Source organism: Acuticoccus kandeliae, from assembly GCF_003073115.1.
On sequence record NZ_QBBV01000001.1, the window covers coordinates 1,721,496 to 1,740,860 of the forward strand.

At 69.1% G+C, this 19,365-nt stretch carries 17 protein-coding genes; 9 read left to right on the forward strand and 8 right to left on the reverse strand.

Annotation, left to right across the window (positions count from 1 at the left end; genetic code table 11):
* Positions 1–5: 5 nt before the first annotated feature.
* Positions 6–1,196, reverse strand: a complete 1,191-nt coding sequence (locus DBV35_RS07875; protein ID WP_108659619.1) for an alpha-hydroxy acid oxidase — start codon at positions 1,194–1,196, stop codon at positions 6–8.
* A 46-nt stretch (positions 1,197–1,242) separates the two neighbouring features.
* On the reverse strand, positions 1,243–2,070 hold the full coding sequence (locus DBV35_RS07880) for a transporter substrate-binding domain-containing protein (RefSeq protein ID WP_108660617.1): 828 nt from the start codon (positions 2,068–2,070) through the stop codon (positions 1,243–1,245).
* A gap of 208 nt (positions 2,071–2,278) precedes the next feature.
* Here DBV35_RS07880 and DBV35_RS07885 point away from each other — a divergent pair, with 208 nt between their 5' ends.
* Complete coding sequence (locus DBV35_RS07885) at positions 2,279–3,181, forward strand: LysR substrate-binding domain-containing protein (RefSeq protein WP_108659620.1); 903 nt, start codon at positions 2,279–2,281, stop codon at positions 3,179–3,181.
* 67 nt (positions 3,182–3,248) lie between these two features.
* Here DBV35_RS07885 and DBV35_RS07890 read toward each other — a convergent pair whose 3' ends face one another.
* The 3 genes from DBV35_RS07890 to DBV35_RS07900 are packed head-to-tail and all read right to left on the reverse strand — an operon-like array spanning position 3,249 to position 8,248.
* Complete coding sequence (locus tag DBV35_RS07890) at positions 3,249–4,445, reverse strand: FAD-dependent oxidoreductase (protein ID WP_108659621.1); 1,197 nt, start codon at positions 4,443–4,445, stop codon at positions 3,249–3,251.
* 10 nt (positions 4,446–4,455) lie between these two features.
* Positions 4,456–6,183 carry a hydantoinase B/oxoprolinase family protein gene (locus DBV35_RS07895; protein ID WP_205648503.1) on the reverse strand — a complete coding sequence of 576 codons (1,728 nt, stop codon included), beginning with the start codon at positions 6,181–6,183 and terminating at the stop codon, positions 4,456–4,458.
* On the reverse strand, positions 6,173–8,248 hold the full coding sequence (locus DBV35_RS07900; RefSeq protein WP_205648504.1) for a hydantoinase/oxoprolinase family protein: 2,076 nt from the start codon (positions 8,246–8,248) through the stop codon (positions 6,173–6,175). The genes DBV35_RS07895 and DBV35_RS07900 overlap by 11 nt, the downstream gene beginning before the upstream one ends.
* Positions 8,249–8,539: 291 nt before the next feature.
* Here DBV35_RS07900 and DBV35_RS07905 point away from each other — a divergent pair, with 291 nt between their 5' ends.
* From DBV35_RS07905 to DBV35_RS07920, 4 genes are read left to right on the forward strand one after another with little or no spacing between them, the layout of a single operon-like run.
* A complete protein-coding gene (locus DBV35_RS07905; protein ID WP_205648505.1) occupies positions 8,540–9,301 on the forward strand; it encodes an ABC transporter ATP-binding protein in 762 nt (253 codons plus the stop codon).
* Complete coding sequence (locus DBV35_RS07910) at positions 9,294–10,121, forward strand: ABC transporter permease (protein WP_108659625.1); 828 nt, start codon at positions 9,294–9,296, stop codon at positions 10,119–10,121. Before DBV35_RS07905 ends, DBV35_RS07910 begins: the two co-directional genes overlap by 8 nt.
* 59 nt (positions 10,122–10,180) lie before the next feature.
* Complete coding sequence (locus DBV35_RS07915) at positions 10,181–11,380, forward strand: FAD-dependent oxidoreductase (RefSeq protein WP_108659626.1); 1,200 nt, start codon at positions 10,181–10,183, stop codon at positions 11,378–11,380.
* Positions 11,381–11,408: 28 nt separating this feature from the next.
* Positions 11,409–12,497 (forward strand): ABC transporter substrate-binding protein, encoded by a 1,089-nt coding sequence (locus tag DBV35_RS07920; RefSeq protein WP_108659627.1) that lies wholly within the window; start codon positions 11,409–11,411, stop codon positions 12,495–12,497.
* Here DBV35_RS07920 and DBV35_RS07925 read toward each other — a convergent pair.
* On the reverse strand, positions 12,473–13,462 hold the full coding sequence (locus tag DBV35_RS07925) for a LysR family transcriptional regulator (RefSeq protein WP_108659628.1): 990 nt from the start codon (positions 13,460–13,462) through the stop codon (positions 12,473–12,475). The two genes, DBV35_RS07920 and DBV35_RS07925, sit on opposite strands and share 25 nt — an antisense overlap.
* Positions 13,463–13,749: 287 nt before the next feature.
* Between DBV35_RS07925 and DBV35_RS07930 the strand changes: the two genes are divergently transcribed.
* Positions 13,750–14,028, forward strand: coding sequence for a hypothetical protein (locus tag DBV35_RS07930; protein WP_108659629.1), 279 nt, complete (start codon positions 13,750–13,752; stop codon positions 14,026–14,028).
* Positions 14,029–14,144: 116 nt separating this feature from the next.
* Entirely contained in the window at positions 14,145–16,163 is a 2,019-nt protein-coding gene (locus tag DBV35_RS07935; RefSeq protein ID WP_108659630.1) for an oxidoreductase, read from the forward strand.
* Positions 16,164–16,317: 154 nt separating this feature from the next.
* Here the strand turns inward: DBV35_RS07935 and DBV35_RS07940 are convergent, their stop codons facing one another.
* On the reverse strand, positions 16,318–16,860 hold the full coding sequence (locus DBV35_RS07940; RefSeq protein WP_108659631.1) for a cytochrome b/b6 domain-containing protein: 543 nt from the start codon (positions 16,858–16,860) through the stop codon (positions 16,318–16,320).
* 1 nt (position 16,861) lies between these two features.
* The gene (locus tag DBV35_RS07945; RefSeq protein ID WP_108659632.1) at positions 16,862–17,131 is read right to left on the reverse strand and encodes a PepSY domain-containing protein; all 270 of its coding nucleotides are present in this window, start codon (positions 17,129–17,131) and stop codon (positions 16,862–16,864) included.
* A 142-nt stretch (positions 17,132–17,273) separates the two neighbouring features.
* Between DBV35_RS07945 and DBV35_RS07950 the strand changes: the two genes are divergently transcribed.
* On the forward strand, positions 17,274–17,933 hold the full coding sequence (locus DBV35_RS07950) for a response regulator (RefSeq protein ID WP_108659633.1): 660 nt from the start codon (positions 17,274–17,276) through the stop codon (positions 17,931–17,933).
* Entirely contained in the window at positions 17,930–19,282 is a 1,353-nt protein-coding gene (locus tag DBV35_RS07955) for an ATP-binding protein (protein ID WP_108659634.1), read from the forward strand. The genes DBV35_RS07950 and DBV35_RS07955 overlap by 4 nt, the downstream gene beginning before the upstream one ends.
* Positions 19,283–19,365: the final 83 nt, after the last annotated feature.

Here is a 19,365-nt window from a genome sequence, read left to right on the forward strand (position 1 = left end):
GCTCCTTATTGGCCTGCGGTCATCTCGACGAGGTCGAGTTCAGCCAGACTGTTGAGACCGAGGAGGGCGAGGTTCATGCTCACTTCCCGGGACAGAAGCTCAATGGCGTGCGCCGCGCCGGCCGGTCCCGCAAGTGCCGCGGCGAGCAGCATCGGACGGCCGACGAAGACGAAGTCCGCCCCGCACTTCAGAGCCTTGAGGACATCCGACCCGCGCCGGATGCCGCCATCATACATGACCGCCAGTCCGAGCCCCTTCGCGGCGACCGCCTTCAGCGAGGTCAGCCCGTCGACCGCGCAATCGATCTGCCGCCCGCCATGGTTGGAGACGATGACCCCGTCGACCCCGGCCTGCTCGGCCGTCGCGGCATCCTCAGCGTTCATCACGCCCTTGATCACGAGCTTTCCGCGCCAGCGCTTGCGCACGAGGTCGACATGGCGCCACGAGAAGGCGTCCCTGCGGCCGATATCGCGCACGAGGGTCGAGGAGAGCGCGGGCGGGCCTGCGACCGCGTCCATGTTCTCGAACCGGTAGCGAAGGGCCGCCATCCGGTTGCGCAGGAAGACGTTCCAGAGCCAGGCCGGGTGCGTGATCCCCTGCCACAGGAGCGTGAGGTCGCCCTTGCGCACGGGCGAGACGAAGCCGTGGCGCGCGGCCCGCTCGTGGAGCGGATGGACGGCGGTGTCGGCGGTGAGGACGAGGGTGCCGAAGCCCGCCGCCTCCGCCCGGTCGACGAGACCGTTGATGCGCGCGTCCTCGCCGGGGAGGTAGGCCTGGAACCAGCTCGACGGCGCGGCCCGAGCCACCTCTTCCATCGGGGTCAGCGACGCGCCGCTGAGGATGAAGGGGATGCCGGCATTCCTGGCCGCCTCGGCCAGGACGATGTCGCCGTCGCGGGCGATCATCCGGCTGAAGCCCATCGGGGCGATGCCGAAGGGCACTGGGTATCGGCGCCCCATCAGCGTCGCCTCGCTGGAGCGGTTCGAGACGTCGACGAGGACCCTCGGGTGGAAGGCCTCCCGCCGGAGCGCCGCAAGGTTCCGCTGGTGAACCACTTCGTCTTCGGAGGCGCCCGCGACGTAGTGATAGAGCGCCGGGGGCAGGACACGGCTCGCCTTCTGTTCAAACTCGGCGAGGTTGGCGACCCTGCGCGCCAGATCCTTGCGCGCAGGGGGCTTGATCGTCTGGGTGTACATCGATTTATCCGGCGGGCTTCGTGCGACGAGGCCCCGCCAACCGCTCTTATTGGCCGAGCTTCTCCCGCGCCTCTTCCGCCCGCTTGGCGACGTACTCGCTCTTGCCGAGGCTGTACTTCTCCTCGCCTTCGACGAGGAGGTCCGCGGCCTCGGCCTTCTCGATCCCCTTGTTCACAGCGGCGAGGAATTCCGGCTCGTTCTTGCGCACGCCGCCGGCGATCGGCACGTAGTCGATGGTGTCGAGCGCGATCTTGTACTTGTCCTTCCAGCCGGGCTCGGTGACCTTCATGTTGAGGTTCGGCCCATCGTAGGCGATGGCATCGCAACGGCCGGTCTCGAAGGCGTTGTAGATCTCGGCCGTGCCGGTGAAGAGCACGAGATCGGCCTCGAACTTCTCGGTCAGCATGCGGTTGTAGAGGTTGCCCTGGCTGCCGCAGATCTTCTTGCCGCGGATGTCCTCCCAGCTCGAATATTCCGCATCCTTCGGCGCGAGCAGGACCATGCCGGCCATCATGTAATAATAGTCGGTGAAGTCGATCACCTTGCCGCGCTCCTCCGTCACGCCGAGCGTGGCGAAGATGACGTCGATGCGGCCGGCATTGAGGAACTCGATACGGTTGGAGGCGACGACCGGCACATACTCGATCGCGTCTTCCGAGCCGAGCATCTCCTTCGCCACGGCCTTGGCGATGTCGACCTCGAAGCCGACATTCGCGCCCGCGTCGTCGATGTAGCCGAACGGCACGTAGTCGTTGCGGATGCCGACGATCAGCCGGCCGCGATCCTTGACGCGCTCGAGCTGGTCGGCGTGGGCGGCGGGCGCCGCGAACGTGAAGGCGGCCCCGGCGACCGCCGCCAGCGCAACCGTGCTCATCGCCTTCGCGACGGACGCTTTGAATGCCGATCTCACCCGCGCGAAATTCTTGTGGGTCTGCAAAGACATCTTGGTCCCCTTGTCTGGATTGCCGTTTGCAACTGCGGGCTTGTTCGGCCGCAACGTCTGAGCAGCATGACCCCTACAATATAATTTTCAAATAGATTATCCTCGGTTCAAGATAAGCAGATCTTATGAGGATCGCGCGTTGAACGTTCGGCAGATCGAAGCATTCCAGGCCGTCATGTCGACGGGCAGCGTCACGCGCGCCGGGGAGCGTCTCAGCATCTCCCAGCCTGCGGTCAGCCAGCTCATCGCGCAGTTTGAACGCCATTGCGGTTTCAAGCTCTTCGAGCGCCAGGGCAGCAAGATCGCACCGACGCGGGAGGCCGAGGCGCTCTACACTGAGGTCCAGCGGATGGTGGTAGGGGTCGCGCAGATCGACCGGGTCGCGACCGCGCTGCGCGAGCAGAGCTGGGGGGCGCTCTGCGTCGCGGGCTTCCCGGCGATCACGCGGCGGATGATCCCGGAGATCGTCTACGGCTTCATGGACGCGCGGCCCGACGCCCATTTCCGGGTCGAGAGCATGCGCTCGCGCGCCCTCATCGACGCCGTCGCCGCCCAGCACGCGGACATCGGCTTCAGCGTCATTCCGGGCGACCGGAGCGAGGTGGAGAGCGTGCTCCTCCACGCGCTGCGCGCCCAGTGCATCCTCCACGAAAGCCACCCGTTGGCGCAGAAAGAGACCATCGCGGCGGCGGACCTTGCCGGGCTCCCCTTCGTGTCGCTGGGGCCGCAGGACCTCTCGCGCAACAGGATCGACAGGGTGTTCGACGACCTCAAGATCCCGCGTCACCTGCGCGTGGAGGCGGGCGAGTCGGAGACGACCTTCTCCTTCGTCGCGGCGAACAAGGGCGTCGCGGTGGTCGACCCGATCAGCGCCGCGAACAACCAGTTCACGCAAGTCGTCATCCGCGAGTTCGAGCCCTGCGTGAAGTTCGACCTCTGGCTCATCCGCCCCAAGGCCCGGCGGCCGCTGAACCTGACGGAAGCCTTCGTGGAGTATGCGCTGGACTATATGGCGGAGTTCGCGAGCCGCCATTCGGCGTGAGCTGCGGGGCGTCGTTCCTTGCGCGGCGCGCCGTCATTGATGGAATGACGGGCAGCCCCGCGCGCCCTCAAGAGACGGCGGCCGCTTTGCGCAGGCTCGTGATCATCGAGCTTGCCAGCAGGTGCTCCTTCGCGCGCACGGGGTCCGCCGCGAGCGCCTGAAGCTCGGCGAGGAGGGCGAGGCGTCGGTCCGTGTCGCGCTCGCGCATACGCCGCCGCGCCGCATCGGCCTGGACCATGATCTCGTCGCGCGCGATCGGACGGCGGCGGCGATCGTACCGCGCGAGGAGCGCGTCGTGGTCGCCACCGCCGAGCGCCGCATGGAGCGCTTCGACCAGCTCGTGGGCATCGTGGAGCCCGCCATTCAGCCCCATTCCGCCAACCGGGCTGTGGATGTGGGCCGCATCGCCGGCAAGCGCCACGCGACCGTCCACATATCGCGGCGCCATTCGCATGTGGACCTTGTAGGGGCGAGGCTCCATTCCGAGCGCGAACGGGCCGTCGATGTCGAGAATGCGATGCATCGAGGCCTGCACCGCCTCGGGCGTCAGTTGCGCCTCGAGCGGGATGGCGTCGTCGGCGTAGATCGAGACGCGCCAGACGTCGGCCATCCGCAACAGGCTGAAATTGCCGCCGTCGCGCCACCAGCAATAGGCGACGCTGGTGAGGTCCCGGATGTGGTCCTGGAAGGGAAAGGCGGTCGTGGTGAGGTAGGTCGTTTCCGGATAGGTCAGACCCTCGAAGCCGAGCCCCATCGCCTTGCGCACGGTGCTCTTCGCGCCGTCGCAGCCGACGAGGAAGCGCGCGCGGAACGCGACCGGCCCCGACGGGCCTTCGGCGGCGACGGTGACGCCCGCCTCGGCCTGGGTGAAGCCGGTCACGCATGTCGAGAGGTGCGCTTCGCAGCTTCCGGCGAGGTGCTGGCGGAAGATCTCCTGCAGCTCCCATTGCTCGCACTGGAGGCGATAGGGATGGTTCGTCTCCCCGGCGATCAGCGACATGTCGAACACGGCGCGCTCGCCGGTCGGATGCATCCGCACCTCCCACTCGCGGCAGATCCGCCCCCGCGCGACGAGGGGCGCGCCGACGCCAACCTCGTCGAGCATGTCGAGCGTCGGCGCATGGAAGGTGGAGGCGCGGTAGTCGACGACCGGCTCCGCCTCCGCTTCGACGAGGGCGACGTCGTAGCCGAGACGCGCAAGGCGCAACGCGGTGAACTGGCCGACCGGGCCCGCGCCCGCGACAATCACATCGAACGGTCTCACGTCTCGTCCTTCATTCATCTGGCCGGTGTGATGGGGCGTCGGGGCGCCCGTCCGCGCGAAGGCGCGCGGTCGCGTCCGGGTCGACCGCGCCTTCGGGGGTGAGCGCGACGCGGTAGACATCGCGGGCGGTGACGATATCGATCCGTTCGTCGGCGACATCCGCCGCGACGCGCGCGGCGGGTCGCTCGTGCGGCGGGCCGAAGCCAGCGCCGCCCGGCAGGCGCAGGCACAGCCGGTCGCCGGCCGGGATCTCCTGCCGGCCGAGCCCCGCGATCGGCGCACCGGATGCCAGAAAGGCGGCGCCCGCCGCGCCATCGCGGCCGCCATCGCGCCCCTTCGCGGCGTGTCGGATCCTGTCATAGAGGGCGAAGACGGTGAACGGCTCGCCGCTCAGCGTGGCGACCTCCACCTGCTGGGCGAGGCCGCCGCGCTGGCGTCCGTCTCCGGCCGAGCCGCACACCAGCTCCTTGCGCCAGATCACCACCGGGGCGATCGCCTCGATCACCTCGCTCGCCGTGGCGCGGATGCCGCTCGGGAAGGCGGTCGCGCTCATCCCGTCGAGCGTCGCGCGCGCACCGGAGCCGCCGGCATTGAAGAAGACCGCGTCGAAGCGCGGGTCGTGCGGGCCGGCCCCGCCGCCGCGCAGCTGCGCCGTCCACACGCAGGAGGCGCCGTCGGCGGGGACGCGGCCCGGCAGGGCCTGCGCCAGGCAGTTCATCACGAGTTCCGGGATGAATTGCCCGATAATGTGCCGCGCGGCGACCGGCCATGGCCGCTCCACATTGAGGACGCTGCCGCGCGGCGCGCTGACGCCGATCGGCGCGAGCGCCCCGTGATTGTTGGGCAGATCGGGCGCGATGACCGCCTTGATGCCGAATGTGGCGTAGGCGGCGGTGTAGTTCATGACGAGGTTGACGCCGAACGGCAGCGCATCCGCGGAACCCGCGAAGTCGCAGTGGACCCCGTCCCCCGCGATGGTGAGGCGGCCGCGCAGAATGATCGGCGCGCCGAACCCGTCGAGCGTGAGTGACGACGTCCACGCCCCGTCCGGGCATTTGGCGATGGCGGCGCGGGTTGCCGCCTCGGTGCGGCCGACGATCGCCTCCGCGAGATCGTCGAAATCGTCGAGCGCGAACTCGGCGAGGAGCGCGGACAATTCCACCCCGGCCCGCTCGCCCGCCGTGACCATCGACAGGATGTCGCCCTCGACCTCGTCCGGATGACGGACATTCTCGCGGATGATGGCGCGGATGTCCTCGTTGAACCGGCCCTCGGCGAAGATCCGCATGATCGGGAGCGCGAGACCCTCTTCGTAGACGGAGCGGCCGTCGGCGGTCTGGCCGAGCCCGCCGATGTCGACCTGATGGCAGGTGCTCGCCACGAGGGCGACCACCTTGCCCCGGTGGAAGGCCGGGCTCACGAGGGTGAGGTCATGGCGATGCCCGGAGGCGAGCCATGGGTCGTTCGTGACGAAGTGGTCGCCGGGCCGCATCGTCTCGACGGGGAAACGGTCGATGAAGTGGACGACGGTGGCGGCCATCGCGTTGACGTGGCCGGGCGTGCCGGTGGCGGCCTGGGCCACCATGCGCCCGGTGCGGTCGAAGAGGCCGAAGGAGAGGTCCTCGGCCTCGCGGACGGTCGAGCAGAAGGCCGTGCGAACGAGAACGCGCGCTTCCTCCTCGGCGAGCGCGAGGAGCCGGTCCCACAGGATCTGGAAGGCGAGCGGGTCAATCGGCATGGGGCGGGACATCGCGTGTGAGGTGGAGGGTGCCGTCCGACGCGACCGTCATCGACCAGCCCGGCGGCACGGCCGTCGTCGTCGCGTCCTCCCGGACCAGGCAGGGTCCGCCGACCGTGTCGCCGGGAGAGAGGCGGCGCCGGGCGAAGATCGCATGGGGGATCACCGGGTGCCGCGCACCGCCCACCGTGAGGCGGCCGTCCGCCTTCTCGTCGGCGGGGCGACGTTGCGCCGGCGTGGCCGGCTCCGGCGGCGGGGCGGTCGTCGAGCCGACGCGGCACGTCCAGCTCACGACCTCGACGTCGATGGCGTCCAGCGTGCGGCCATAGAGGCGCGCATAGGCCGCCTCGAACGCATCGCGGAGGTCTGCCGCCGCCGCGGTGGGTGCAGGGATGGGCACTTCCAGTTCGTGCCCCTGGCCGCGATAGCGCATCGTCGCCCGCCAGCCGATGGTCGGCGCGTCCCCGGCCATCGAGGGGGCGAGGAGGGCGCGCGTCTCGCATTCCATCCGTTCGCGCAGGGTTGCGAGGGCTGGTTTCGTGTCGCCGCCGCCGAGGACGTGCGGGTGCGTGCGCGTCACCTCAAAGGCGAAATCGGCGGCGAGCAAGCCGACCGCCGAGCCGACACCGGCGTCGGGCGGGACGAGAACGGTCGAGATGCCGATCGCCTCCGCGAGGCTCGCGGCGTGGAGCGGGCCGCCGCCCCCGAAGGCGATCAGCACGCGCTGCGCCGGGTTGGCGCCGTTCTCCACGGCATGGAGCCGGGCGGCGAGGGCCATCGCTTCGTCGACGGCGGCGAGGATCGCCGCAGGCCCGTCCGCCATCTCCGCGCCGTCGAGCCTGGCGATCGCCGCCGCGGCCTTCTCGCGGCACAGCGGCACCTGCCCGCCGGCGAAGGTTTCGGGCGTCACGCGGCCGAGGAGGAGGTTCGCGTCCGTCACCGTCGGCTCCGTGCCGCCCTGCGCGTAGCACGCGGGACCTGGATCCGACCCCGTGCCTTCCGGTCCGACGCGCAGGCGACCCAGCGTGTCCCGCCAGGCGACCGATCCGCCCCCGGCGCCGATCTCGAGGAGGTCGACGCTCGGGATCTTGAGCGGGAGGCCGCTGCCTCTGACGAACTTCGCCATCCGCGCCACCTCGAGGCTCGACGTCAGATGCGGCGCGCCATTGTCGATCAGCGTCATCTTGGCCGTCGTGCCGCCGAGATCGAAGGCGAGCGCCGCCGGGACGGAATGTCGTGCGGCGAGCCGCGCGGCGAAGATCGCGCCGCCCGCCGGCCCCGATTCGATCAGCCGGACGGGATAACGTTCGCCGGTTGCAAAGTCGCAGAGCGTACCGCTCGACAACATCAGGAGGCGGGGGCAGGCGTAGCCCCTCGCGTCGAGCGCATCGCCGAGGCGCGCCAGATAGCGCGCGATGAGCGGCTTCACGTAGGCGTTCGCCGCCGCGGTGGTGAAGCGCTCATATTCCCGCATCACCGGCGCGACGTCGCAGGAGAGCGTCAGCGCCACGCCCGGCATCAGCGCGGCGAGGATATCGGCCGCCTCCGCCTCGTGCTCCGGATTGACGTAGCTGTTCATGAAGGCGATCGCGACGCTGTCGACCGCGTCCGCCATCAGCCGGGCGGCGGTTGCGGCGAGTGCGGCGCGGTCGAGGGGCACCAGCACCCGGCCGTCGGCCGCAATCCGCTCCGGCACCGTGAGGCGGCGGCGGCGCGGCACGAGCGGGGCCGGCTTTTCCATGTTGAGGTCGTACTGGGCGTAGCGATCCTCGCGGCCCATCTCGAGGACGTCGCGAAAGCCCTCCGTGGTCACGAGGCCGGTGCGCGCGCCACGCCGCTCGATCACGGCGTTCGTCGCGAGCGTCGTGCCGTGGACGATGGCGGTGACATCGCCGGGCCCGAGGCCGGCCTGCGCGACGAGAGAGTCGAGCGCGCCGAGGATTGCATCTTCCGGCCGGGCCCCGGTGGTGAGGCGTTTGTCGAACAGGGTTCGACCGTCGGACATTTCCATGAATGTGTCGGTGAAGGTCCCACCGACATCGACACCGATTTTGGCTGTGACCACCGCAGAGGGACATCCGGACGATTGAACTCGTCCCATCGAAGCCCGCGGCGGCGGCGATAAAAACCACAATAAATAGAGCCGACCTGTCGAATTTTTTGCGACCGCCGCTCGGGGCGCACGCCACGCGGCAGTCCGGGCCGATCACGCTCAAATTAGCAAACCGGTTGCGAAAATTTGTAATTGCTCGCCGCGTAGGCTCGCCTAACCTCAGGGCAGTGAAGGGTTTGAGGCGGGCTGGAGATGATTGGCGGAAGCGCCGTTGAGGCTGGAGCGCACGTCCGTCTGAGCCGCGTGCGTAAAACGTTTGCGACGGCCAAGGGGCCGATCGAAGCGCTCGCGAACGTGGACCTTGACGTGCGGCCCGGCGAGTTCGTCTCCATTCTCGGCCCGAGCGGTTGCGGCAAGAGCACCTTGCTGATGGCGGTCGCCGGTCTCGAGGCGACCACCGACGGCGTCGTCGAGATCTCGCATCGCCCCATCGATGGACCGCGCCGCGAGACGGCGGTGGTGTTCCAGGACGCGACCCTGCTCCCCTGGCGTTCGGCGCTTCAGAATGTGCTCTACCCCGCGCAGATCGCGCGCGAGCGGCGCGAGGTCCACGAACCGCGCGCCCGCGCGCTCCTGTCACGTGTCGGCCTCGCGGGCTTCGAGGATCATCGGCCCGGCCAGCTCTCCGGTGGGATGCGCCAGCGCGTCGCCTTGTGCCGCGCCCTCGTCCAGGAGCCGGATCTCCTCCTGATGGACGAACCCTTCTCGGCGCTCGACGCGATCACCCGCGACGAGATGGTCGATCTGATGCTCTCGCTCTGGGACGAGGAGCGCGGCTGCACGGCGATCTTCGTCACCCACTCGATCCACGAAGCGGCGCTCCTGTCGGACAGGGTGGTCGTGATGCGCCGTGCGCCGTGCGAGGTGCTCGCCGACATCACCGTGCCGTTCGCGCGCCCGCGCCGCATGAGTATCGTCGACGAGCCGGAATTCGTCGCCCTCTGTTCCAAGCTGCGGCGCTTGATCGAAGTCTCGATGGGGCGGCGGGACCACAAGGATGTCTGATGCAACCGAGCGCCTCGTCCTTCCCGCGTCGCGCGCCGAGCGTCCCCGCCTCGTGACCACACGCTGGCTGACGATCGCCCGTGCCGTGTTGCTGCCGCTTCTCACGGCGGGGCTGATCCTCTTCGCATGGTGGATGGTCACCACCTTCAGCGGGCTTCCGGCGGTGATCCTGCCGCCGCCCGACGCGGTGTGGCGGCTTCTCTCGACGAACATGTCCGTGCTCGCCCCGCACCTGTGGCAGACGCTGATCGAATCGACGCTCGGCTTCCTGATCGCCTCCGTCTCCGGCGTCGCGATCGCGATCGCCATCACCTATTCGAGCGTTCTGAGAGAAGCGTTCTACCCGCACCTCGTCCTCTTCCAGCTCATCCCGAAAGTGGCGCTGGCGCCGCTCTTCGTCGTGTGGCTCGGCATTGGCGCGCCGGCCCGGCTCGCCTTCGCGACCTTCATCGCCTTCTTCCCGATGGTGATCGCGACGGCTCAGGGGCTGACCGAGGTGCCCTCCGACATGATCCGCCTGTCACGCTCGCTCTCGGCGAGCCGGTGGCAGGTCTTCACGACGATCCGCCTGCCATACGCGATGCCCTACATCTTCGCCGGCATGAAGATCTCCGTCACGATGGCGATGATCGGCATCATCATCGGCGAGTTCATCGCGTCCCAGAAGGGGCTCGGCTACCTCATCCTGTTCGCGTCATCGCAGGCGAACACCACCCTCATCCTGGCCGCCGTCGCGCTCCTGTGCGTGATCGGACTCGCGCAGTTCGGGATCGTCGTCGTCCTGGAGCGCATCGTGCGCCGCCACTACGGCATCCATTGAGACACGCCCGCGCGCGCTCCGCGGATGGCTGGCCGCCGCAAACCACAAGGTAATCGTTGATGTCAAAGGACACCGTGCTCATCGTCGGAGGTGGTCCGGTCGGGATGACGACGGCGCTGGCGCTCGCGCGGAAGGGGATTCCGGTGCGCGTCTTCGAAGGGGCAGCGGATTTTGCCAGCGACCCGCGCGCCTCCTCGATCCATCCGGCGAGCCTCGACATGCTGGAGACGCTCGGGCTCGACGAGGACATCCTGCGCCTCGGCCACCACGTCTTCACCTGGCAATTCTGGGACCGCGTCGAAGGGCCGATCGTGACGCTCCATCTCGGCGAGCTTGAGGGGCTGACGCGCCACCCCTTCCGCATCCAGCTCGAGCAGCACGTCCTCTGCGCCCTCATCGCCGATCGCCTCGCCGCGCTCGGAATGCCGGTCGAGTTCCAGAGCCGGGTGACGGGCCTGTCGCAGGACGAGAACGGCGTCTCCATCACGGTGGAGACCCCGGAGGGCACGACCGAGGCGCGGGGGCGCTTCCTGGTGGCGGCGGACGGCGGCAAGAGCACGGTGCGCAAGGCGCTTGCCATCCCGTTCGAGGGCTACAGCCTCAACGAACTCTTCGTGGTGGTGACCACCGAGCACGACTTCCGCCGGTACGGCTACGAGGACGCCTGCCACTTCGCCGACCCGGACGAGTGGGCGACGCTCTTCCGCGTCCCGAACGGCGGGGGCGACCCCTTCTGGCGCATCTCGATGCCGGTGCTTCCGGGCGTCTCGCGCGAGGAGGCGCCGGACTTCGAGGTGTGCTCCAACCGGCTGAAGATGCTCGTCGGTCCGGACGACAGGGTGGAGGTCTTCCACTCGAACCTCTACGGCGTGCAGCAGCGCGTGGCGCAGCGCTTCCGCGACGGGCGGGCGCTCCTCGCCGGCGACGCCGCCCACGTCAACGGCCCCACCGGCGCGCTCGGCATGAATTTCGGCATCCAGGACGCGGTGTTCCTCGCCGACCAGCTTGCCGCCGTGTTCGAGAGCGGGAGCGACGCACCGCTCGACCGTTATGACCGGATGCGCCGCACCCTCGCCGAGGCGATCCTCCAGGTGCAGCCGAAGCGCATCAAGGCGCGCCTCGAACTGCGCGACCCCGAGGAGCGGCGGCGCCGCAATGCGGACCTGCGCCGCCTCGCCGAGGACGACGCGCGCCGCATCGCCTTCCTCAAGGAGCAGTCGATGCTGAACAGCGTCGAAGAATCGCTCGCGATCCATTGATCCAGGCCCTCATCAGGAGACCTTTGCCATGACCGGAAAGACTGAGATCACCCGGCGCACGATGCTCGCCGGGGCCGCCGCTCTCGGGGTGGGCGCCGCTCTCGCGCGGCCCGCCATCGCCCAGGGGCTGAAGACCATCAAGTTCGCGAATTCCTGGGTGCCCGAGGGCTCCAACCTGCCCGCCTACGTGGCGCTCGGCCAGGGCTACTGGAAGGATCGCGGCTTCAATGTCGAGATCACGCCGCGCGTCGGCGCGCAGCAGATCTTCACCGGCGATTTCGACATCGGCTTCCTGAACGGCTCGACGCTTCCGGTCCACAAGGCGCGCGGCATCGACCTCATCGCCATCGGGCAGCTCGACTACAAGACGACGATGGGGGTCGGCCTCCTCGCGAACTCGCCGATCACCAAGCCGCAGGACCTCGAGGGCAAGCGGCTCGGCTCCTCGACGACCTCGTCGGAATATCCGTTCCTCCCGGCCTACGCCGCGGCGGCGGGGTTCGACCTCGCCAAGGTGGAGCAGGTGCAGCTCGACACCCAGGTGCGTGAGACGGCGCTGCTGCGCGGCGACGTCGACGCCATCACCGGCGTCGGCTCGTCCATCCTGTCGAAGCTCGTCCCCCAGGGCGAGGACGTGAAGTTCATGCTCTACAACGACGCCGGCCTCGATCAGCTGATGGGGCAGACGATGGTCGTCACCCCCGCCATGCTCCAGAGCGATCCCGAGATGTGCGCCGCGATCGTGGACGGCATGATGGAGGCGATCAAGTTCACCGCGCTCAACCCGGAGAAGGCGATCGAGATCTTCCTCGAGCAGGTGCCGGAGATGGCGCTGAACCCGGTCGCCCAGGAGCAGCTCAAGCTTTCGCTCGGCATCACGCAGACAATGAACCTCGTGCCCGAGGTGAAGGAGCACGGTCAGGGCTGGATGAAGGCCGAGAAATATCTCGGAATGTGGGATCTCGCGCAGAAATACGTGATCAAGGAAGATCAGCCGGCGCCGCCCGTCGAGACGCTTCTCAGCAACCAGTTCGTCGGCAAGCACACCTACACCGACGAGGAATGGACCGCGCTGAACGCGCGTCTGGAGCCCTACAAGGCGTTCTTCACGGTCTGATCCGGGCCCTGGCCGCGCGGCGGCGCGTCTCCCTCGTCGAGCCAGTCCTCGAAGCGGGACTTGATGCGCCGCATGCAGTGCGACATCGCGGCCGACGGGGTGCGGCCCCGCCGGACGCAGCAGGCGAGGAGGCCCGCGACGGCCGGCGACTGTTCGAGCGGCACATAGGTGATGCCGGGGCGCAGCGAATCGACCCCGGCACGGCTTCGCGTCTGCATGCCGAAGCCGAGCCCGGCGCGCACCAGGTCGGCCATCAGCTCGAACGAGTTCGTCACCAGCTTGGGTGTCCTCTCGAGGTCCGCGGCGACGAGCATCGTGTCGACGAGGCGGCGCAGCATGATCTCCGGCCCCGGCAGGATGAGCCGCTCCGATGCGAGCGTGTCGAGCGAGATGGCCGCCGCCTGCGCCATAGGATGATCGGCCGGCATCATCGCGTAGAGGTGGATGGGGCTCGCGGCGACGACCTCGATCTCGCGCCGGGCCGCGACGCCGAGCGCGACGACGATGTCGACCTGATCGGCGAGCAGGAGATCGAGCAGCATCGGGGAGTTGCCGCACGTCACCTCGAACGAGACGGCCGGGTGGTCCTTGCAGAAGTCGGCGATGAAGCCGACGGCGAATTCCCGGCCGATGGTCTCGTTGACGCCGAGCGACACGCGCCCGCGCTTCAGACCCTGGAGCGCATCGACCTCGGACCGCGCGAGGGCGAGCTCCTGCATGGCGCGGTTCACGCGGTAGAGGAGGGCTTCCCCGGCGGCGGTGAGGCGGCAGCTGTTGCGCCCGCGGCCGCGATCGAAGAGCTCGGTGCCGAGCTCGGTCTCCAGAAGCTTGATCTGCCGGTTGACGGCGCTCGGCGCAATTCGCAGCACCTCGCCGGCCGCGCTGAAGGAGCCATGCTGCGCGACCTCGTAGAAGTAGCGCAGCGAGGCCGACTGCTGGATCTGCGGGACCAGTCCTACCGGCATCGCAATCGTCCCGGCATCATGGACTGTTCTCCTCGTTCAGGGCGCGGCCGAGGCCACGCGGTCGCGTCGCGTCGGCGAAGCGCGCGGCGGTCCACGACGATCTCTTTGAGGTGATAGCGGATGCGCCCGGATGAGAACAATCCGACACGGCAATCACCGGACGCGTGAACCGGCCTCGGCGGATGAAGCCCCGGCATTGTGTCGTTGTTGTTGCTTCTGCTGGTCGTCGGGCTACTCTGTTCCATGGGTCAAGGGATGGTTCCGTCCATCGGGCCGATCCTGAAAATATGGGCTTCATCATGTCCGATAGTGATGCGCTGAAGGATCGTCTGGATCAGTTCAAGAAGCGTCTCGACGATGCGACCAAGAAGCTGGCCATGAAGGGGCGGCTTCGCAACGCCAACCATCTCACCAGCGGGGAACTCCAGGCGCGCCACGCGTTTCTGCAGTCCGAACTCGACAAGGGGATCGTCGCCCTCGATGCGCAGGGTGACCGCGTCGGGGTCCTCGAAGCGGACTTCATGGACTGGCTGAACCAGATCGATCTCGAGGACGGAAAATATTGAGGGGCGACCCGGTCCTCGGTGAAGGGCCGGATCGGCCCGGCCCTCCGCGACAGCAACCCGCCCCGTCTCCAGCGCCTTCTGGTCGCGCGGAGGGGGCTGGGGCCTACAGCGCCCTGATGTCCCCGTTTCAGCTCCGTCATATGGTTCTGAAGAACCGCGTGATGAGCACGGCCCATGCGCCAGCCTACACCGCCGGCGGCGTCACGAACGAGCGCTACGTCGCCTACCACGAGGAGAAGGCCAAAGGCGGCCTCGCGCTCACGATGTTCGGCGGCTCGTCGAATGTGAGCCGCGACGCCGGCAGCATCTACGGCCAGATCTATGTCGGCTCGGACGAGATCGTCCCGTATTTCCAGGCCTTCGCCAAGCGCATCCATCGCCATGGCGCGGCGCTGATGTGCCAGATCAGCCATATGGGCCGGCGCACCTCCTGGGACGCGGGGGACTGGTTCCCGACCATCGCGCCCTCCGTCGTGCGCGACCCGGCACACCACTCGATGCCGCGAGAGATGAGCACGCGCGATATCCTTCGCATCACCAAGGATTTCGGACGCGCCGCACGACGCTGCCGGGACGGTGACCTCGACGGGTGCGAGCTTCTCGCGACGACCCATCTCCTCGGACAGTTCCTCTCCCCGATTTCGAACCGTCGCACCGACGCCTATGGCGGCTCGCTCGAGAACCGCGCCCGCTTTCTCATGGAAACGATCGAAGAGGCGCGCCTGCAGGCGGGTGAGGATTTCATCATCGGCGTGCGCTTCGCGGCCGACGAGTCCAACGAGGAGGGTCTCACCGCCGAGGAGGGGCTCGAAATCGCGCGCCTGATCGCGCGCACCGGCGCGATCGACTTCCTCAACGTCAACGGCAAGTACGCCGGCACCGGGCTCGGCATGGCCGAGACCTATCCCGGAATGGCGTTTGCGAGCGCCCCCTACATCGCTTTGGCACGGGCGGTGAGGGACGCCTCCGGCCTTCCAGTCTTTCAGGCGGCGCGGATCACAGACCTTCCCACGGCGAACTTCGCGGTGGCGGAGGGCTATCTCGACATGGTGGGCATGACGCGCCCCCACATCGCCGACCCCCACATCGTGGCGAAGGCAGCGAGGGGGGAGGAGGCGCGCATCCGTCCCTGCGTCGGCGCCGGCTATTGCATCGACCGCGGCTATCGCGGTCGCGAATCCCTTTGCCTCTTCAACGCGGCGACCGGCCGCGAGCAGACGATGCCGCACGTGATCGCGCGGGCGGACGAGCCGAAGCGTGTCGTGGTGGTCGGCGGCGGGCCGGCGGGGCTCGAGGCGGCTCGGGTCTCCGCCGAACGCGGCCACGCCGTCACCCTGTTCGAAGCCGGCGCGCAGCTCGGCGGCCAGCTCGTTCTTGCGGCGCGGGCCACCTGGCGGCGGGACATGTCGGGCATCGTCGACTGGTACCGTTCGGAACTCGACCTCCTCGGCGTCGACGTGCGGCTCGGCGTCTACGCGGCTCTTGCCGACGTTGAGGCGTTGTCGCCTGATATCGTGATCATCGCGACCGGCGGCGTCCCCCAGATCATGCTGCCGGAGGGCGGGGACGCGCTGGTGACCACATCGTGGGATCTTCTCGGCGGCCAGACGCCGCTCGGCGCGCGTGTCCTCGTCTACGACGAGACCGGCGACCATTCCGGCCTCTCGACCGCCGAGTTCGCCGCGCAGAGCGCGGAAGAGGTCGAACTCGCCACGCCGAACCGGCAGGTCGGCGATGCGATCGGGGGCCTCAACTACCCCGTGCACCTGCGCGAACTCTACGGAGCCGGCGTCCGGCTCACGACCGACCTGCGTCTTCTCGGGATCGTGCGCTCGGGCAACGCGCTGCGGGTGCGGCTTCGCAACATCTACACGCGCGAGGTGGAAGAGCGGGAGGTGGACAGCGTCGTCACGAATTTCGGCACCGAGCCGGCGGACGCGCTCTTCCATACCCTCGCCCCGCGCTCCCGCAACGGCGGCGAATTCGACATCGACGCGTTGGCGGAAGGATATCTCCATGCCGAGGAGATCAACGCGGACGGGGCCTACCAGCTTTTCCGGGTCGGCGATGCCGTGTCGAGCCGCAACGTCCACGCGGCGATCTACGATGCGCTGCGCATCTGCTGCCGGCTCTGACATGGCCGCACCCCGCATCGGCACGCATGGCGGGCGCGGGACGCTCGGCGGCGAACGAAACGGCCGGGGAGGGGCGTTCCCCATCCCCGGCCGATCGGGAGCCGGTCCAAGGTCGGTCGACCGCTGAGGCGCGCGACGGCCGGCGGGCCGGGTGTCAGGCCACGTCGCCGATGCCGGGCGCACGCTTGCGGCCGACGACCATCGCGCGGGCGAGGTTCTCGCGATGGCGCAAGCTCGCGACGACGACGCCGAGGACATGAAGGGCCACCAGCGCGAGCATCGTGTTGGCGAGGGTCTCGTGCGTCGCCAACACCCAATCGACGCCCCAGAAGGCGTCACGGGTGTACATCCATCCGGTGAGGGCCGTTCCGCCCATGCACAGGATGAGGGCGATGATCATCGCCCCGCCCGCCGGATTGTGCCCGACATAGCGAACCTCGCCGCCGCGCAGCATGGACCCGAGATAGCGCGCGATCGTCCCCGGTGAGCGGACGAACTGGCTGAAGCGCGCATATCTCGGCCCGGCAAAGCCCCACAGGAGGCGGAACGCGATGAGCGCGCCCGCCGCATAGCCCGCCCACTCGTGGAGGTCCCGCCAGTCGTCGGCGGTGAGCCACGCGATGGCGAAGCTCGCGACGAGCGACCAGTGGAAGAGCCGAACGAGCGGGTCCCAGACCTTGATGTCCGGCCCCGCCATCTCAGTCGTCCTCGCCGACCGCCTCGAAGGTCTTCGGATCGAAGTAGACCTCCTTGCGCTTGCCGTCCTTGTCGAAGCCGTAGACCTCGTAGCAGCCCTCGTCGGTCTTGATGTTGCGGATCTTCCAGCCCTCGCCCTCGAGCTTGGCCTGGAGGACTTCGCGCGGCTGCCAGTCGGCGACCGGAACGTTGCAGCGCGCATCTTCGGCGAAGGCGCTGCCCGCGCCGAAGGCGGCGAGGGCGACGGACGACAGGATCAAGGTGCGGATCATCGGGTTCTCCCGTAATTGCGTTTCGATGCCCTGAAGTCGCGTCGCCGCCTGACGGGATCCTGACGGACGCCGCGCGCGCCGTCAGGTTGGCGTAAGGTTCGGCCGGCATCGGCGAGGGCTTTGATTTTTGCGGGGATGATCGGTGCGGATTCTGCTGGTGGAGGACGATGTCGGCCTCGGCGAAGCCGTGCGCGATCAGGTGGCCGCCGACGGGCACGCGGTCGACTGGGTGCAGCGCCTCGGCGACGCCGAGACAGGGCTGAAGGCGGTGCCCTACGACCTCGTCCTCCTCGACCTCGTGCTGCCGGACGGGCGCGGCCTTGACCTTCTGCGGTCGCTGCGCACGCGCGGTGACGTGACGCCGGTCGTGATCCTCACCGCGCGCGACCAGATCTCCGACCGCATCGCCGGCCTCAATGCCGGCGCGGACGACTATCTCGTGAAGCCCTTCGACCTCACCGAATTGTCGGCGCGCGTCGCCGCCGTCTCGCGGCGCTATCACGGCAACCCCAATCCGCTGATCCGGCACGGTGCGCTGGAGGCGGACCTCGCCGGCCGCAGGCTCTCCCGCGAGGGGGCCGTGATCGACCTCACCGCCCGCGAGTGGGTCCTGTTCGAGGCACTCCTGCAGCGGCCCGGCATGATCCTGTCGAAGCGGCAGCTCGAGGACCGCCTCTACGCCTTCGACCAGGCGATCGAGAGCAACACGATCGAGGCGCACGTGAGCCGGCTGCGCAAGAAGCTCGGCCGCGACGCGATCGAGACCATCCGCGGCGTCGGCTACAGGCTCGGGCCCGGATGAGCCGCCCCATCAGCCTCGCGCGCCGCCTCGGGCTCGGCCTCGCTCTGGGCGTCGCGTGTCTGTGGCTCGTCGCGACCCTCGTCGCCGGGATCATCGTGCGGCACGAGCTCGACGAGGCGTTCGACGGCGCGCTCCAGGAGACCGCGCAGCGCCTGCTGCCGTTCGCAGTCGTCGACATCGTCGAGCGGGAGGAGGGGCTCGCCGAGCATCTCGTCTCGCCGCCATCTTCGCACGACGCGTTCCTCACCTACCTCGTCCGCGACGCGGACGGCAGTCTGCTCCTGCGCTCCCACGACGCCGACCCGGCGGACTTTCCCGCGCGCCCCATGACCGGCTTTCGCACGACGCCCACGCACCGGATCTACGGCGACGCGGCGGTCGGCGGCACGATCGTCCTGGAGGTCGCCGAACCGCTGGAGCATCGTCGCGAGGCGATGTTCGAGGCGGCGGCGGCGCTCCTCTTCCCGCTGGTCATCCTCGTGCCGCTCAGCCTTCTCGGGGTGTGGCTCCTCGTCCGCTCGGCCTTGCGGCCACTGCGCGACTTCACCGCCGCCATCGGAGCGCGCGGCGGGGCGGACCTCTCGGCGGTTCCGATCGCGCCCGTGCCGGCGGAGATCGCGCCGGTCGCGGCCGAGGTGAACCGCCTCCTCGACCGCCTGCGCCGCGCCTTCGAAGCCGAGCGCAGCTTCTCGGCCAACAGCGCGCACGAATTGAGGACGCCGATCGCGGCGGGCCTTGCGCAGGCGCAGCGCCTCGTCGCCGAAGCGCCGGACGGCCCGCTCAGGGAGCGTGCGGAGCGGGTGGCGGCCGCATTCAAGCGCCTGTCGCAGCTCGCGGAGAAGCTGATGCAGCTGGCGCGGGCGGAGGGGGGCGGCCTCGTGTCCGAGGCGCCGCAGGACCTTGCTGCGATCCTGCGCCATCTCGTGGCGGAGGTCTCCGCGACGGCCGACGGTGCCGGGCGCATCGCGCTCACCCTGCCGGACGGCGGAACCATGTCCCGCCTCGATCCGGACGCCTTCGCGATCATGGTGCGCAATCTCATCGAGAACGGCCTGCGCCACGGCCGGCCCGGCGCGCCCGTCCGCATCCGGCTGGAGGACGGCATCGTCAGCGTCGCCAGCGAAGGCCCCGCCGTCCCGCCGGAGACTCTCGCCTCGCTGACGCAGCGATTTGAGCGGGGCGCGGCCGTGTCGGAGGGGAGCGGGCTCGGCCTCGCCATCGCCGAGGCGATCGCGGTGGGGGCGGGCGGGACGCTCGATCTCGCGTCCCCGGCGACGGGTCGTGCCGACGGGTTCGAGGTGCGGATCCGCCTGCCTGAGGCCGCCGGTCCGGCGCGAAAGGAAAGCTGATGCCTGCACCGGGCCGATCGAGGCTCGACGCTCCGTTTCTCGTGCGCGACTATGAACGCCGCGCGAGGGGCGTGGGGGTCGGA

What these genes read in the sequence shown, in the direction of transcription:
- DBV35_RS07930 (WP_108659629.1), top strand. Translation starts at nt 13,750, where the DNA reads ATGGGCTTCATCATGTCCGATAGTGATGCGCTGAAGGATCGTCTGGAT.
- DBV35_RS07910 (WP_108659625.1), top strand. Translation starts at nt 9,294, where the DNA reads ATGTCTGATGCAACCGAGCGCCTCGTCCTTCCCGCGTCGCGCGCCGAG.
- DBV35_RS07875 (WP_108659619.1), bottom strand. Translation starts at nt 1,196, where the DNA reads ATGTACACCCAGACGATCAAGCCCCCTGCGCGCAAGGATCTGGCGCGC.
- DBV35_RS07915 (WP_108659626.1), top strand. Translation starts at nt 10,181, where the DNA reads ATGTCAAAGGACACCGTGCTCATCGTCGGAGGTGGTCCGGTCGGGATG.
- DBV35_RS07880 (WP_108660617.1), bottom strand. Translation starts at nt 2,070, where the DNA reads ATGAGCACGGTTGCGCTGGCGGCGGTCGCCGGGGCCGCCTTCACGTTC.
- DBV35_RS07955 (WP_108659634.1), top strand. Translation starts at nt 17,930, where the DNA reads ATGAGCCGCCCCATCAGCCTCGCGCGCCGCCTCGGGCTCGGCCTCGCT.
- DBV35_RS07945 (WP_108659632.1), bottom strand. Translation starts at nt 17,131, where the DNA reads ATGATCCGCACCTTGATCCTGTCGTCCGTCGCCCTCGCCGCCTTCGGC.
- DBV35_RS07920 (WP_108659627.1), top strand. Translation starts at nt 11,409, where the DNA reads ATGACCGGAAAGACTGAGATCACCCGGCGCACGATGCTCGCCGGGGCC.
- DBV35_RS07925 (WP_108659628.1), bottom strand. Translation starts at nt 13,462, where the DNA reads ATGCCGGTAGGACTGGTCCCGCAGATCCAGCAGTCGGCCTCGCTGCGC.
- DBV35_RS07895 (WP_205648503.1), bottom strand. Translation starts at nt 6,183, where the DNA reads ATGCCGATTGACCCGCTCGCCTTCCAGATCCTGTGGGACCGGCTCCTC.
- DBV35_RS07935 (WP_108659630.1), top strand. Translation starts at nt 14,145, where the DNA reads ATGTCCCCGTTTCAGCTCCGTCATATGGTTCTGAAGAACCGCGTGATG.
- DBV35_RS07940 (WP_108659631.1), bottom strand. Translation starts at nt 16,860, where the DNA reads ATGGCGGGGCCGGACATCAAGGTCTGGGACCCGCTCGTTCGGCTCTTC.